General features: G+C 71.6%; 12 protein-coding genes, 1 tRNA gene and 3 pseudogenes. 13 read left to right on the top strand and 3 right to left on the bottom strand.

Annotation, left to right across the window (positions count from 1 at the left end):
• Window positions 1-8 precede the first annotated feature (8 nt).
• Window positions 9-536 carry an isochorismatase family protein gene (locus ACIGYR_RS02280; RefSeq protein ID WP_399604329.1) on the top strand — a complete coding sequence of 176 codons (528 nt, stop codon included), beginning with the start codon at window positions 9-11 and terminating at the stop codon, window positions 534-536.
• A 109-nt stretch (window positions 537-645) separates the two neighbouring features.
• Here the strand turns inward: ACIGYR_RS02280 and fdhD are convergent, their stop codons facing one another.
• Both fdhD and ACIGYR_RS02290 read right to left on the bottom strand, forming a co-directional pair.
• Complete coding sequence (gene fdhD, locus ACIGYR_RS02285; RefSeq protein ID WP_399604327.1) at window positions 646-1,494, bottom strand: formate dehydrogenase accessory sulfurtransferase FdhD; 849 nt, start codon at window positions 1,492-1,494, stop codon at window positions 646-648.
• Window positions 1,495-1,501: 7 nt separating this feature from the next.
• Window positions 1,502-1,621, bottom strand: a pseudogene (locus tag ACIGYR_RS02290) (Fe-S-binding domain-containing protein); the annotation flags it as partial.
• Between the two features lie 389 nt (window positions 1,622-2,010).
• Here ACIGYR_RS02290 and ACIGYR_RS02295 point away from each other — a divergent pair.
• Both ACIGYR_RS02295 and ACIGYR_RS02300 read left to right on the top strand, forming a co-directional pair.
• The gene (locus ACIGYR_RS02295; protein ID WP_399604324.1) at window positions 2,011-2,958 is read left to right on the top strand and encodes a beta-ketoacyl-ACP synthase III; all 948 of its coding nucleotides are present in this window, start codon (window positions 2,011-2,013) and stop codon (window positions 2,956-2,958) included.
• Between the two features lie 189 nt (window positions 2,959-3,147).
• The gene (locus ACIGYR_RS02300) at window positions 3,148-3,825 is read left to right on the top strand and encodes a GntR family transcriptional regulator (protein WP_399604321.1); all 678 of its coding nucleotides are present in this window, start codon (window positions 3,148-3,150) and stop codon (window positions 3,823-3,825) included.
• Between the two features lie 101 nt (window positions 3,826-3,926).
• Here the strand turns inward: ACIGYR_RS02300 and ACIGYR_RS02305 are convergent.
• Window positions 3,927-4,100: pseudogene (locus ACIGYR_RS02305) on the bottom strand (MFS transporter); the annotation flags it as partial.
• Window positions 4,101-4,119: 19 nt separating this feature from the next.
• On the opposite strand from ACIGYR_RS02305, the pseudogene ACIGYR_RS02310 reads away from it, so the two are divergent.
• From ACIGYR_RS02310 to ACIGYR_RS02355, 10 genes and pseudogenes are all read left to right on the top strand, one after another.
• Window positions 4,120-4,848, top strand: a pseudogene (locus tag ACIGYR_RS02310) (aldehyde dehydrogenase family protein); the annotation flags it as partial.
• 167 nt (window positions 4,849-5,015) lie between these two features.
• Window positions 5,016-5,103 (top strand) — tRNA-Leu (locus ACIGYR_RS02315).
• A 574-nt stretch (window positions 5,104-5,677) separates the two neighbouring features.
• Window positions 5,678-7,096 carry a nitroreductase family protein gene (locus ACIGYR_RS02320; protein WP_399604318.1) on the top strand — a complete coding sequence of 473 codons (1,419 nt, stop codon included), beginning with the start codon at window positions 5,678-5,680 and terminating at the stop codon, window positions 7,094-7,096.
• Between the two features lie 5 nt (window positions 7,097-7,101).
• A complete protein-coding gene (locus tag ACIGYR_RS02325; protein WP_399604314.1) occupies window positions 7,102-8,541 on the top strand; it encodes a class I adenylate-forming enzyme family protein in 1,440 nt (479 codons plus the stop codon).
• Window positions 8,542-8,568: 27 nt separating this feature from the next.
• Window positions 8,569-8,832 carry a phosphopantetheine-binding protein gene (locus ACIGYR_RS02330; protein ID WP_391841861.1) on the top strand — a complete coding sequence of 88 codons (264 nt, stop codon included), beginning with the start codon at window positions 8,569-8,571 and terminating at the stop codon, window positions 8,830-8,832.
• Window positions 8,825-9,541, top strand: coding sequence for a dihydrodipicolinate reductase C-terminal domain-containing protein (locus ACIGYR_RS02335; RefSeq protein WP_399604311.1), 717 nt, complete (start codon window positions 8,825-8,827; stop codon window positions 9,539-9,541). Before ACIGYR_RS02330 ends, ACIGYR_RS02335 begins: the two co-directional genes overlap by 8 nt.
• Window positions 9,538-10,287: a class II aldolase/adducin family protein gene (locus tag ACIGYR_RS02340; RefSeq protein WP_399604308.1), complete on the top strand. Its 750-nt coding sequence runs from the start codon at window positions 9,538-9,540 to the stop codon at window positions 10,285-10,287. The genes ACIGYR_RS02335 and ACIGYR_RS02340 overlap by 4 nt, the downstream gene beginning before the upstream one ends.
• A gap of 133 nt (window positions 10,288-10,420) precedes the next feature.
• Complete coding sequence (locus tag ACIGYR_RS02345) at window positions 10,421-11,560, top strand: acyl-CoA dehydrogenase family protein (RefSeq protein WP_391841867.1); 1,140 nt, start codon at window positions 10,421-10,423, stop codon at window positions 11,558-11,560.
• 72 nt (window positions 11,561-11,632) lie between these two features.
• Window positions 11,633-13,009, top strand: coding sequence for a condensation domain-containing protein (locus tag ACIGYR_RS02350; protein ID WP_399604304.1), 1,377 nt, complete (start codon window positions 11,633-11,635; stop codon window positions 13,007-13,009).
• Window positions 13,010-13,011: 2 nt separating this feature from the next.
• Window positions 13,012-14,088, top strand: coding sequence for a polysaccharide deacetylase family protein (locus ACIGYR_RS02355; RefSeq protein WP_399604301.1), 1,077 nt, complete (start codon window positions 13,012-13,014; stop codon window positions 14,086-14,088).
• Window positions 14,089-14,107 lie beyond the last annotated feature (19 nt).

A 14,107-nucleotide genomic window follows, 5' to 3' on the forward strand; every position in this document is an offset into this window, starting at 1 on the left:
GTTCCGTCATGACCGCAGCTCCCGTGCTCGATCCGCAGCGCACCGCCCTCGTCCTCGTCGACCTGATGGACCGCGTCGTCGCGCTGCCCCTGGAACCCCGCAAGGGCAGCGAAGTGCTGGCCTGCGCCGAGGAGTTGGCGACCGCCTTCCGCCGCGCCGGCGCCCTCGTCGTGCTCGTGCGGGTCGAGCGCCCCGCCGTCGCCGAGCAGCCGCCCGGCAGCGGACTGGTGGCCGGCCTGCTCCGGGACGGCGACCTGGAGGTGGTCAAGCGGACACTCGGCGCCTTCCAGGGCACCGGTCTGGACGGGCGGCTGCGCGATCGCGGCATCACCACCCTGGTGTTCGGCGGCATCGCGACCAACCTCGGCGTCGAGTCCACCGCCCGCGCCGCCGCCGACCTCGGCTACGACCTCGTCTTCGCCGAGGACGCCATGGCCGCGCTCACCGCGGCCGAGCACGAGGCATCCGTCCGGCTCGACTTCCCCAGACTCGGGACGGTCGTGACCGCCTCCCAGGTGCGCCTCGCCGCTGACTGAGGGAGGGGGTGGGCCGGGCCGGATACGGCGGGGCGTACCGAGACGGGGCCCCGCGGCGCAGGGGGCGCTCCCCGCCGGTCGGGGTCCCCGCCGTGCCGCGGGGGACCGGTCAGCCCTGGGCGGCCGCCTCCCGCAGGGCGATCCGGTCCTGGCCCGCGTACACGTTCATCGAGCTGCCCCGCAGGAAGCCCACCAGGGTCAGACCGGTCTCCGTCGCCAGGTCCACCGCCAGCGACGACGGCGCCGACACGGCCGCGAGCACCGGGATGCCCGCCATGACCGCCTTCTGCGCCAGCTCGAAGGAGGCCCGGCCGGAGACCATGAGGATCGTCCGGGACAGCGGCAGCGCGTCGTTCTGGAGCGCGCGTCCGACCAGCTTGTCGACCGCGTTGTGCCGGCCCACGTCCTCCCGGGTGTCCAGCAGCTCGCCGTCCTCGCCGAACAGGGCCGCCGCGTGCAGGCCACCGGTCCGCTCGAAGACCGGCTGGGCGCCGCGCAGCCGGTCGGGGAGGTCCGCCAGCAGCTCGGGCGTGAGCCGGAGCGGGGGAGTGTCGGCGATCGGCCAGCGCGCGGTCGTCCGTACGGCGTCCAGGCTGGCCTTGCCGCACAGTCCGCACGAGGAGGAGGTGTAGACGTTGCGCTCCAGGGTGAAGTCCGGGAGGCGGACGCCGGGCGTGGTCTGCACGTCGACCACGTTGTAGGTGTTCGAGCCGTCCACCGTGGCGCCCGCGCAGTAGACGATGTTCCGCAGATCGGAGGCCGTGGCCAGGACGCCCTCGCTCACCAGGAAGCCGGCCGCCAGCGCGAAGTCGTCGCCGGGGGTGCGCATGGTGATCGCGAGCGGCTTGCCGTTCAGCCGGATCTCCAGGGGTTCCTCGGCGACGAGCGTGTCCGGCCGGGTGGAGACCGCCCCGTCCCGGATACGCAGGACCTTGCGTCGTTCCGTGACTCGTCCCATGTCCTGATCAGCCCCGGTTCTGTACGTGCTGGTAGCCGAAACGGCCCTTGATGCAGAGGTTGCCGTGGGTCACCGGGTTGTCGTGCGGAGAGGTGACCTTGACGATCTCATTGTCCTGCACATGGAGCGCCGATGGCACCGGCGCCGAGGACTGCGACTTTCACGGGGGCACTCCGTCCGGTTTGAGGGATACCGCGGAGGGGACCAGGATCCGCCGGACGCTCGCCGAATCCTGTCGACGAAATATTGTCTACAGTATGGAAGGGGCCGACAAGGGTGCCGACGAAAGTCCGCCCTGTCGCGGGCCGCGTCCGCCTGCCCACGACGGCCGGGCCCGGGCGGTTCCCGGAGGGCCGGGTGGTACCCGGACATTCGGGCGGTACTCGGACGTCCGACGGTCTGACCGGAGCCGACAACCACGGCGCGGGATTCCTGTGGCTTCACCTGCCGCCGTACCCGCCGGTCACTGACCAGACTGGTGGCTCCCGCAACCCACGCCAACGAGGGACTCCCGGCATGAACGGCTCGCGCATCGCCGCCATCGGTCACTACCAGCCCGCCCAGGTGCTCACCAACGACGACCTGGCGGGCATGGTCGACACCAGCGACGCGTGGATCCGCAGCCGGGTGGGCATCCGGACCCGGCACATCGCCGGCCCCGACGAACCCGTCGACGAGCTGGCCGCGCACGCGGCGGCCAAGGCCCTCGCCGCGGCCGGTCTGACCCCCGGTGACATCGACCTCGTCCTCGTCGCCACCTCCACCGCCATCGACCGCTCCCCGAACACCGCCGCCCGGGTCGCGGCCCGGCTCGGCGTCCCGCGGCCCGCCGCGATGGACATCAACGTGGTCTGCGCCGGGTTCACCCACGCGCTCGCGACGGCCGACCACACCCTCCGGGCCGGCGCGGCCACCCGCGCCCTGGTCATCGGCGCCGACAAGATGTCCGACGTCGCCGACTGGACCGACCGCAGCACCTGCGTCCTGGTCGGCGACGGGGCCGGGGCCGCCGTGGTCGAGGCGTGCCGCCCGGGGGAGGAGCCCGGCATCGGGCCGGTGCTGTGGGGATCGGTGCCGGAGATGGGGCACGCGGTGCGGATCGAGGGCACCCCGCCACGGTTCGCGCAGGAGGGGCAGAGCGTCTACCGCTGGGCCACCACCCAGCTGCCGGCCATCGCCCGCCGGACCTGCGAGAAGGCCGGGGCGGCACCCGAGGACCTCGCCGGCGTCGTCCTGCACCAGGCCAACCTGCGGATCATCGAGCCGCTGGCCGAGAAGCTCGGCGCCGTCAACGCGGTGATCGCCCGCGATGTCGCGGAGTCCGGCAACACCTCGGCCGCCAGCGTCCCGCTCGCCTTCTCCAAGCTGGTCGAACAGGGAGCGCTCAGCACCGGCGACCCCGTGCTCCTCTTCGGTTTCGGCGGCAACCTGTCGTACGCCGGGCAGGTCGTACGCTGCCCCTGAGACGCGCCAGGCCCTGAGACGCGCGAGGCCCTGAGCCGCCCCAGGGCGCTCGACCGCGGAGTCCCGCGGGTGTCCCGGGCTTCCCCGCGCCCCTCGCCTGGATCCTGTGCACCGTAGGCTGTAGACGAAAAGCAATCGATACTGAGCCTCCAGCGCGCATGCGTTCAGACCTGCCCAGGAGGGACCGCGATGTTGTCGACCGGACTGCCGCAGGGGGCGGTACCCAAGCTGGAACGGCCCGGCCCGCTGCGCGAGCGGGTGTACGACGCTCTGCTGGAACTCATCACCACCCGCGCCCTGAAGCCCGGTCAGCACCTCGTGGAGAGCGAACTCGCCGGGCACCTCGGCGTCTCCCGGCAGCCCGTGCGCGAGGCGTTGCAGCGGCTCAACACCGAGGGCTGGGTCGATCTGCGGCCCGCGCAGGGCGCGTTCGTGCACGAGCCGACCGAGGAGGAGGCCGACCAGCTGCTCACGGTCCGCACCCTGCTGGAGGCGGAGGCGGCCCGGCTGGCCGCGGCACACGCGGACAGCGCCGGCATCGCCGTCCTCGAGGAGCTGTGCGCCGAGGGCGAGAAGGCGGTCGCCGCCGAGGACGTGGACCGCGCGGTGGCCCTCAACGCGGCCTTCCACGCCAAGGTGATGGAACTGGCCGGCAACACCGTCCTCGCCGAACTCGCGGCCCAGGTCGACCGCCGCGTGCGCTGGTACTACACGCCGGTGGCCCGCCAGCGCGGCAACCAGTCCTGGATCGAGCACCGAGCGCTGATCACCGCGATCGCCGCCCAGGACGAGCAGCGTGCCACCCGGCTGATGCGCGAGCACACCGAGCACACCCGGCGGTCGTACCACGAGCGCAACGCGACCTGAGCGACGCCGGCCGTCCACCGGTGTCACGACGTTCCCCCTCCGGTGGCCGGTCGGCGGAGGGGGCAACGGCAAGCGGGGCGCGGGGAGCCGGAGCAGGGCCGTCAGGATGTTTGCTGCGGCTTCGCCGCCGGCAGCGGCCCTCCGTCGGCCCGGCCCGGCTGGCCCAGCAGCAGGGCGAGCGCCGCGGCCATCATCGACACACCGCCGGCCAGGGCGTAGGCGCCGTCGTACCCCCAGGCGCCGACCACCATCGAGCCGAGGCCACCGCCGAACAGGCAACGAACACGAGCGTCGTTCTCGGACTGGGCGGCGCTCGCCGCCGTCATCCCCAGACTCTTCGACTACGGCAAACAGCGCTGCACCGCCTACCTGCGCTTCGTCGTCCGGCGCTCCCTGTTCGACGCGTTCCTCGGCGCGTATCTGCCGGCGGTCCGGGCCGTCCGCGTGGGCCATCCGCTCGCCGTGGCGAGCCCCGCCGATCCGCTTCCCGAGCTGGACTTCGGTCCGCTGATCAACGCCGCGAAGGCCAAGGAGCTCACCGACCAGGTGGCCGAGGCCGTCGACCGGGGCGCCGTACCGCTGTACCGGGGACGGCCGGAGGAGGCGCGCTTCCTGCCCGGCCAGGACACCTCGGCCTACGTCCATCCGGTCACCCTGCTCAGCCCGCCGCCGTCCTCTCCGCTGCATCACGCGAAGCCCTTCGGACCGGTCGACACCATCGTCCTGGTGGACATCGAGGCCGAAGTGCTGGCTGCCATGAACGCGTCGAACGGCGCCTTGGTGGCCACGCTCGCCACGGACGACCGGGCCACCTACGACCGGCTCGCCCCGCAGATCCGCGCCTTCGAGACGGGCCACGGCGTTCCGCGCTCCCGCGGTGACCGGGACGAGCTGTTCGGCGGGTTCGGGGCGTCCTGGCGCGGCGCGTTCGTCGGCGGCGACCTTCTGGTACGGGCCGTCACCCATGGCCCGGCGGGGGAGCGGCCGCCCGGGAACTTCCCTGAGTACCAGCTCATGCCGTGATCCTCACGGTAGGTGCGCGGGTTCTCGCCATCCGTACACCGTCGGCGATGTGGCGGTCCGGGCCCGGCCCGGGCCGCCACCCACGAGGCGGATACGCAGGTGAAACGCACTCCGAAAGCTTGGTATTGTTGTCCATGTCGCCGCGGGGAACGCCCCGCAGACACCTGGTCCGGGTGGCGGAATGGCAGACGCGCTAGCTTGAGGTGCTAGTGCCCTTTATCGGGCGTGGGGGTTCAAGTCCCCCCTCGGACACCAGCTGAGACCCCTGTTCATCAGGGGTCTTTCGCGTTTTCCGGACCGCCGCGTGCTCCCCGTGCGATCGCCGGCCGATGTGTGCCGGCATCGGATCCGCGGCTCGATGACGTCGGCCGGGCCTGCGCGCGGGGGCCCGCCGAGCCCTGTGCATTCCGAGCCATATGCCCGATCCGCGTCATTCATTCGGTTCGTCGGGATTAATTAAGCAGCCTTGTTTCATTGGTCTTGACCAATACTCGGGTGCTTGGCATGCTGGAAATGGCCGCAACCGATCATGTGTTCGCATAGTGCGAATCATTCGTCGGATGCGTGTCATGTCTTGACGTCAGAAGCTCAAATCGCTCGTCCTTCGATCCGGGATCGCGCTGGTCCCGAACTCCGGACAATCGGAAGTCCGGTCCAAGAGTCGTTGCGACAGCAAATGATGTGCCCCCCACGTTGATGCATTAGGTCCGCACCATCGGTGCAGAGGTCATTGTCGCCCTCGTGCGCATTTCGCGGACTGTCGGGCAACAGGAGGTTTGCGTCAGACGTGCAAGGAAATCTCACCACACAAAGAACCGTATCGGCCGCATTGCCCGAGCGGGAATCCTCGGGACGCGTCGCCGATCTGTGGGACCGGGTGGCCCTGCCGGCGGCGGCACCCGAGCCGCCCGCCGAGCCCGTTGTCGCACCCGGCCTCCGCCTTGCCCTGTGCCTGCTGGAAGAAGGCGCGTTGACCAGCCGTGCCAATCGTTCCTGCGGTTCGTACGTGGCGCGGGCGGTGCCGTCGGCCGGTGCCGTGTACCCGTACGAGTTCGCCGTCCTCGCCATGGAGAACGGTGTGCCGACCGCATTCCGCGTCGACGCCGATCGCCGTACCTGCGCCCGGCTGGCCGCCGGCGCCCGTGTCAGCGCCGCACTGGACGCGTCCGTGCTGGCCATCCCGGAAGACGGCGGGGCATTGGTGGTCACATTGACCCGCCCCTGGCTTTCCATGCGTAAATACGGCGACCGTGGATACCTGTATACCCAACTCGATGCCGGGCATGCGGCAGGGAATCTTCTGCTGGCCGCGGCCGGCCGTGGCGCCGCGGGGGTGCTACGGCTGCGTTTCCCGAGGGAATCCCTCTCGGAATTGCTGGAGGCGGGCGAGAACTGCCGGGAGATTCACTCCGCAATTGTGGTGCCGGCCGGCACGGCCGACGAGTCGTGGACCCGCTGGACCGTACATGACGACACCGACCGGGAGACGCGTGGGCCCGTCTGGCGGTCCTGGCTGGAAAGCACCTGCTGGGACTCCCTCACCGGGTGGACCGGGCACTCCGGCTCTCCGACCGACGAGACCGCACCCGCACCGCTGGCACGAGTCCGCACCGGTGGACAAGCGCTCGGAGGACGGAGCGGCCTGGGTGACCCGTCCGGATGGTCGGAACTGATCGGCACGCGAGTCTCCAGCAAGGCGTTCACGGGTGAGCCCGTCTCCGCCGCCGCGGTCTGGCAGGCCGTCTCGGCCCTGTCGACCCCGCTGGAGACCGACCTTCCCGACGCCTCACCGCTGTCGGCGACCCTGGTCCTGCGGTCGACGACGGAACCCGAGCAGGACGCGGTCTACCGGCTGCGCACCGGCGAGCGGCAACCGGGACCCCTGCCGACCACCGACGAGGTGGCCCGCGCCTGCATGCAGCAGCGCGCCCTCGCCGGGGCCGCCGCCGTCCTGCTGCTGCACGTGCCGCGGGCCTCGCTCGCCGGGCCCGGCTCGACCGCCGATGCCGAGAACCTGCGGGAACTGGCCTTCCGCTGCGGTGCCTTGGGGCAGTTGCTCTACCTGGGCGCGAACCGCGCGACGGTCGGGGTGACCGCCATCGGTGGTTTCGACACGCCGCTGTGGCGCACGCTGGCGGGGCTGCCCAAGGACGACGAGATCCTGTACGCCCTGCTGCTCGGCTGCCCGGACGACGCGGGCATCAAACTCGACCGGCTTGCCATGGCGCACGCCCAGAACGAGCGGTGAACCCGATGCGCACCGTCCTTGCCGATGCCTTCACCGACGTTCTCGCCCGTCACGGCGACCGCGTCGCGGTCACCGACGCGGACGGCCTGCTCGGATACGCCGAGCTCGCCGACCGGGCCCGTGCCGCGGCGGACAGGCTCACCCGGTACAACCTGGGGGACGAGCCACTGCGAGTGGGCCTGTACGCCACCAACTCCGTCGAATACGTGGTCGCATACCTGGCAACGCTGTTCGCCGGCGCGGTGCCCTTCCTGACCGACTCGGCCTTCGGCCCGTTCGAACTCTCCCGGATCGCCGAGGACTGCGGACTGGATCTGCTGATCCACGCCCCGAGCGCCGATGTCCGGGCTGTCGCGGACGAAACCCTCACGGATGACGGCGAGTTCGGCTACCTCACGGTCAGCCGGGTACGTCGCCACGACGCTCCCCGTCCCCGGTTGCTGGACGACACCGAGGTGTGCCGTTTCACGTCCGGCTCCACCGGCCGGCCCAACTGCATCGAGTTCTCCGGCGCGGCCGTGTCCGCGGCGGCCGCCAACTGGGCGAAGGGCACCGGTCTGTCGGCCGAGGACCGCATCGCCTGTTTCGCCGCACTCTCCAACGGCCTGGCCTTCAACACGTCGTTGCTGGCGGCCTTCCTGCCGGGCGCCGCACTGCACCTGTCGCACGGTCTGCCCACGGCCTCCCGGGTCGTGCGGCTCCTGGAGAGCACCGCCGCCACCCGGCTGGTGGCATTCCCGGCGTTGTACGAGTCGATCGTGCGGCGCTCCCCGAAGGAAGGCTTCGCCGCCGTCCGGACCGCGATCTCCTCCGGTGCCCCGCTGCGCGACACCGTCCGCGAGGAGTTCACCCGGCTCACCGGCGTACCGGTCCACAACTACTACGGTGTCGCCGAGACCGGACCGCTGACTTACGCCGCCGACGGGGCCGGCAGCGGACTCGGAGCGCCCCTGCCCGGTGTGCACCTGCTCGCGGAGGAGCAAGGCATCCGGGTCAAGAGCGAATCGATGGGCTCGCGCTACCTCAACGCTCCCGGCCTGTTCGAGAAGCGCGTCGACGCCGAGGGCTACTACCACACCGGCGACCAGGGCCATCTGGTCGACGGCACGCTCCACCTGACCGGGCGCACGAGCCGGCTCGTCAACGTGGGCGGCCGCAAGATCGACCCGATCGAGATCGCCGACGTGCTGCGCACGGCCTCCGGGGTGCTGGACGCGGTGGCCTTCGAGGCCGAGAACCAGCATGGTGAACCGACCTTGGCCGCCGTCGTCGCCGTCGAACCCGGCGTGACCGCGCAGTCCCTGCGCACGCACTGCGCGGCGACACTCCCGTCGTTCAAAGTGCCCGGAATCCTCCGTCTGGTGGACCGGATACCGGCGAACTCGATCGGCAAGCCGTCCATCGAACGCCTGCGGCGCCTGCTCAGCGACCCCGAGACCCACTGAACTTTCCTTCGAGACACAGGACTTTCCATGGACAGCAGCGCTCTCCGCAGCAAGATCCTCGACCTCGCCATCGCGGCGGGGGACGGCAGCGTCACCGCCGACGATTTCGCCGCCGCCAACTACTCGCTGCGTGACGTCGGCTACTCCTCGCTCTCCTACATGCGCCTGATCGACAGCATCGAGAACGAGGTCGGTGTCTACCTGGACCCGGAGGCCGCCATCGAGCACTACGAGACCATCGACTCCGTCACGGCCCTGGTGCTCGCCGGCGGAACAGGCGCCGATGCCTGAAAGACCCGTGAGCGACGGCCCCACGATCGGCATCGTCGGTCTCGGACGGCTCGGCTCGGCAGTGCGATCGGTCTGCCGGGCCAACGGCACGAGGGTCTCCCTCACCGCGTCCCGCCGTGGCGGCTGGTCCGTCGAGACGGTGCCCGACGTGCTCGTCGACGCCAGCGCACCCGAGGCGCACACCGAGGTCCTCGACTACTGCGCCACACACCGGGTGGCACTCGTCGCCTGCGTCTCCAACCTGACGGACACCCAGTGGAAGGCACTGGAAGCGCTGGCCGACGTGGTGCCGGTGGTCCGGGCCACCAACCTCTCCTTCGCCCACTACCTCCAGGCACGCATCGCCGAGTTCACCGCCGCCTTCACCACGGGCCGGTTCGGCGCGACCACCACCGTCCGCGAGCGGCACCCGCTCGGCAAGGCCCACCGTCCCAGCGCCACCGCGCTGGCACTGGCGGACACCTGGGCCGCGGCGAGCGGCCGAGCGGTGGCCGACATCTCCGACGAGCGGGCCGGACTACCGGTCAGCGAACACGAGGTGACCCACACCTGGGACGGCGAGTCGTTGCACGTGCGGCATCACGTCGCCAGTTGGACGGTGCCGGCGTGGGGTGCGCTGGCCGCCGCCGACTGGGCCCGCACCGCGTCCCCCGGCATGGTCACCATGCGGACCGTCTACGACGACCTGACAGCTAGGAGCAGGACATGACCCCCGACGAAGCGCAGTCGCTGAACCCGGCCGAACGCCGGCTCGTCGTTCAGGTGGCGATCGGCGCCCGGATGCTCTCCCTCGACGGGCACGACGACTTCAACCAGGGCCAGATCTCCGCCCGGATGCCCGGCCGGGACGAGTTCTTCATCAAGGGCGCGCTGGTCGGATTCGACGAGGCCGCCCCACCGGACGTGGTCCGCTGCTCGGTGGACCACACGCTGCCCGCGCCGCCGCTGGCGCCGCCGGAACTGCCGCTGCACCAGGCCATCTACCGGGCCCGCCCGGACGTCAACGGCATCGTCCACAGCCACGCGCCGTACACCCTGCTGTTCGGCGCCACCGACCTGCCGATGCGTCCGGTCTCGCACGACGGCGCCTACTTCCGCGACCGGATCGGCCTGTTCACCGAGACCAGCAACACCGTCCTGGACATCGAGACCGGTGAGCACATCGCCAAGGACCTCGACGAGCACCCCGCCGTCCTGCTGCGCAACCACGGCGGAGTGATCGTCGGCAAGAGCGTGCGGCACGCCTCCGTCTTCGCCCAGGTCCTGGAACGGGCCTGCCGCCTCCAGCTGACCGCCGAGAGCACCGGCGTCCCCTACACCTGGTCCACCGAGCAGGACGTGGCCGCCAAGCAGGACTTCATCTACGCCGACCTCTCCGTCCGTTCGTACTGGGACTACGCCGTGCGCCGGGTGGGCCGGCACTGGCCGGAGACCGCCGACTGGGACCGTCGCTGACCGCGCCGGACGAACGGTCTCCACAGGTGGACAATCCGTCGCCACCGAGCAGGCGGGCCATCGCGCCCTCGCCGGACCTGGACCCGGACCGCCTGCTCCGCTCACCGAATCCGACACACACGGAGGTCGTCCGATGAAGGTCCAGCGCATCCTGCCCACGGAGGAGGCGGCCGATCTGCTCGGCCTGGTCCGGGAGATAGCGGCCGGGGAACTCGCGCCGAACGTCGACAAGTTCGAGGCGGCCCACGAGTTCCCCCGGGAAATCGTGCGCACCCTGGGCAGGGCGGGGCTGCTGAGCCTGCCGTACCCCGAGGAGTTCGGCGGTGGCGGACAGCCGTACGAGGTCTACCTCCAGGCGCTGGAGGAGATCGCCTACCACTGGTTCGGGGTGGCCGAGGCGGTCAACGTGCACAACCTCGCCTGCTTCGGCACCGCCACGTACGGCACCCCGGCTCAGCGCGAGGAGCTGCTGCCCGGCATGCTGAGCGGGGAACTCCTGGGCGCGTACTGCCTGTCCGAGGCGGAGGCCGGTTCGGACGCGGCCTCGCTCGCCACTCGGGCGGTGCGGGACGACGACGGCTACCGCATCACGGGCACCAAGTCCTGGGTCACCCACGCCGGTCACGCGGACTTCTACAACGTGTTCAGCCGCACCGGCGGGCCCGGAGCCCGCGGTCTGTCCTGTCTCGTGGTCCCCAGTGGCACGCCGGGCATGGTGATGCACGAACCGGAGCGGAAGCTGGGCGTCTGGTCCAACCCCACCGCACAGGTCGGCTTCGACGACGTCCGGGTGCCGGCCGGGCGGTTGATCGGCCGGGAGGGCAAGGGCTTCCTGATCGCGATGGGCGCACTGGACTGCGGCCGACTGGGCATCGCGGCCTGCGCCGTCGGCATCGCCCAGGCCGCCGCCGACTACGCCGTGCGGTACGCGAAGGAACGCCGCCAGTTCGGGCAGCGGATCATCTCCTTCCAAGGTGTCGGCTTCATGCTGGCCGACATGGCCACGCAGATCGCCGCGGCACGGGCGCTCACCCTGGCGGCAGCCCGCCTGAAGGACGCCGGCCGGCCGTACTCGCTGGAGGCGGCGAAGGCGAAGTTGTTCGCCACCGACGTGGCGATGAAGGTGACCACCGACGCCGTGCAGGTGCTCGGCGGTGCCGGCTACGTCTCCGACCACCCGGTGGAGCGGTGGATGCGCGAGGCCAAGCTGCTGCAGATCGTGGAGGGCACCAACCAGATCCAGCGCCTGGTCATCTCCCAGGGCCTGGACTAGCCGTTGCGGCGCGTTCGGCCCGATCTCAGCAGGCGGCGTACGAGGCAACCGAAGGGAAGGTTCGGAAACACGATGACCACGGTCGAGGAGCGGACCATCAGACTGCACTCCGCGAGGGCCGGGACAGGCCCGGCCACCTGGGGACAGCGGGCGATCTGGGGTGTCGTCACGCGGCTCGGTGACGACGCCCCCAGGTACAACCTGCGGCTCGACCTCCCCCTGAGCCCGCCCCGCCCCGCCTCCCGGGTAGTCGCGGACCTGGCGGAGCTGCTCCGGATGCACGACAGCCTGCACACCAGGCTCCTGCCGGACGGCGAGGACGGCCTGGAACAGGTCGTGGACGGGGCCGGCGAGCTCCCGGTGGAGGTCCGGACGTGCTCCGCGGCCGAGGCGCCGGCCGTCGGGGAGGCTTTGATGGAGGAGTTGGCGGGGCGCCCCTTCGACCATGCGCGGGAGTGGCCCTTCAGGGTCGGCCTCGTGGAGTGCGGGGGTCTGGCCCACCGGCTGGTGCTGGCGGCGTCACACACCGCGATGGACCTCTGGGGGGAGGGCCGGATGCTCCGCGACCTCCGGCTGATCGAGTCGGGGGAGTCCGCCGAGTCGCTGCTCCGCGCACGTCCCGCCGCCCAGCCCCTGGAGGCGGCGGCGGTCCAGGCGTCGCCGCTCGGCCGTCGCCGGGACGAGGCGGCCCGGCGCTACTGGTGCGAGCGACTGACCGACGGGCCCCGGCGGATCTTCCTGGACCCGGCGGCGCCGGAACTCGCGGTGACCGATCCGGGCCGGCTGTTCCCCAATGCGCTGCTCCGCTCGCCCGCGCTGGCGGTCGCCGTCGAGCGGGTGGCGGCGGAACTGGGAGTCAGCGATGCCGCGGTGCTGCTCGGAGCGGCCTCCCACCAGCTGGCCAGGATGTCCGGAAGCAGCGACGTCCTGTTCCAGGTGGTGGTGAGCAACCGTTTCCAGCCGGCCGCCGCCGAGTCGGTCAGCACGATGGCGCAGGAGGCCGTGTTCCTCCTCACGGACGCGGACAAGGACTTCGAGGACGCGGTACGGCGGACGCGGTCCGTCTCGTTCACCGCGTTCCGCCACGCGGGGTACGACAAGTGGGCGCTGGACCGGGAGGTGGCGCGGCTGGTCGAGCGCGGCGAGGCGGCCGACCACTCGTGCTGGTGGAACGACACACGGGACCCGGGCATGGGGCCGTTCGACACCGTCGAGCGACCGCGGTCCGCGCTCAGCGAGCTGATCGGCCGGACCGAACTGAGCTGGCCGACACAGTTCCTGCCGCGGGTGAACGTCTCCGTGGCGGTGGACGTGCTGACCGCCCCCGGCGCCTTGGAACTCTGCATGACCGCCGACCCCGCAGTGCTCAGCCGCGAGGGGATGGAGCGGTTCCTGCGAGGGGTCGAGGGGCTGGTCGTCGCCGAGGCCCTCGCCGGGGAGGAGAGATGACGATGCGGTACGCCGGAATCGCCTGGACGGACGCGGGCTACCGGGTCGAGGTCCTCGACGGCGCGGGGAGGCGGGTGGTGGAGCCGAGCAGCTGGGGTGCCGCCCAGGTTTCCGAACTCATCGCCTGGCTCGTGGAGTTGGCCCAGGAACATCCGCTGGCCGCGGTGCTCGACAGCACCAACGGCCTGCTCGACGGGCCGATGACGGCGGCCGGTCTGGCGGTCTGTCGTGCCGACCCCTGGCTGCTGCCGCCCAGGCCGCGGTTCGGTTCCGTGCCGGCCCACCGGCTGGCGGAGCAGGCTCTGCGCACGCCCGGGGAGCTGGCCCGGGTGACGGCCGAGGGGGGCACCCTGACCGGCCGCGCCGAAGAGTACTTCGAGGGCGTGCGGCGCAGCGAGCCGATCCAGGCGGCGCTGACGGCGGCCGGACGCTGCTTCGAGCACGGCCGCCGGGACACGCCGCAGGTCGCGCTCACCTTCGACGACGGCCCCGATCCGGTGTACACGCGCCGGATCCTGGAGATCCTGGACCGCTACGGCGTCCGGGCGACCTTCTTCTGCGTCGGTCACCATGTCGCGGCGCTGCCCGACGAGGTGCGCCGGATCGTGGCGGCCGGCCACGAAGTGGGCAACCACTCCTGGTCACACCCGTTCCTGCCCGACCTGACACCGGATCAACTGCGTGAGCAGATCGACCGGACGGCGGAGGCGGTGGCCCGGGTGACCGGCGAGGCCCCGACCTGGTTCCGGCCGCCGTACGGCGCGCTGACCCCGGAGGTGCTGGCCACCCTGGAGGGGCACCCGACCACCATGACGATGTGGGACGTGGACTCCCGCGACTGGTCGAGGCCGGGGCCGGAGCGGATCGCCGCGACCGTCCTGGAGTCCGCCGGGCCAGGCTCGGTGGTGCTGTTGCACGAGGGCGCCGGCGATCGCGGCCAGACCGTACGGGCCCTTCCGTCGATCATCGAGGGCCTGCTCGAACGCGGCCTGGAACCGGTCACGGTGGGCGAACTGTCCGCGGCGCCGTCCGCCCGGACCGAAAGCAGCCGTCAGCCGGCCCCCGCTGAACGGCCCTGACCCCGGCCCCGGACCGGCT

Source organism: Streptomyces sp. NPDC053076 (assembly GCF_044546845.1).
Lineage (GTDB): Bacteria > Actinomycetota > Actinomycetes > Streptomycetales > Streptomycetaceae > Streptomyces.

Coding starts and splice junctions, on each gene's coding strand:
- ACIGYR_RS02280 (WP_399604329.1), top strand. CDS start 9: ATGACCGCAGCTCCCGTGCTCGATCCGCAGCGCACCGCCCTCGTCCTC.
- fdhD (WP_399604327.1), bottom strand. CDS start 1,494: ATGGGACGAGTCACGGAACGACGCAAGGTCCTGCGTATCCGGGACGGG.
- ACIGYR_RS02295 (WP_399604324.1), top strand. CDS start 2,011: ATGAACGGCTCGCGCATCGCCGCCATCGGTCACTACCAGCCCGCCCAG.
- ACIGYR_RS02300 (WP_399604321.1), top strand. CDS start 3,148: ATGTTGTCGACCGGACTGCCGCAGGGGGCGGTACCCAAGCTGGAACGG.
- ACIGYR_RS02325 (WP_399604314.1), top strand. CDS start 7,102: ATGCGCACCGTCCTTGCCGATGCCTTCACCGACGTTCTCGCCCGTCAC.
- ACIGYR_RS02330 (WP_391841861.1), top strand. CDS start 8,569: ATGGACAGCAGCGCTCTCCGCAGCAAGATCCTCGACCTCGCCATCGCG.
- ACIGYR_RS02335 (WP_399604311.1), top strand. CDS start 8,825: ATGCCTGAAAGACCCGTGAGCGACGGCCCCACGATCGGCATCGTCGGT.
- ACIGYR_RS02340 (WP_399604308.1), top strand. CDS start 9,538: ATGACCCCCGACGAAGCGCAGTCGCTGAACCCGGCCGAACGCCGGCTC.
- ACIGYR_RS02345 (WP_391841867.1), top strand. CDS start 10,421: ATGAAGGTCCAGCGCATCCTGCCCACGGAGGAGGCGGCCGATCTGCTC.
- ACIGYR_RS02350 (WP_399604304.1), top strand. CDS start 11,633: ATGACCACGGTCGAGGAGCGGACCATCAGACTGCACTCCGCGAGGGCC.
- ACIGYR_RS02355 (WP_399604301.1), top strand. CDS start 13,012: ATGCGGTACGCCGGAATCGCCTGGACGGACGCGGGCTACCGGGTCGAG.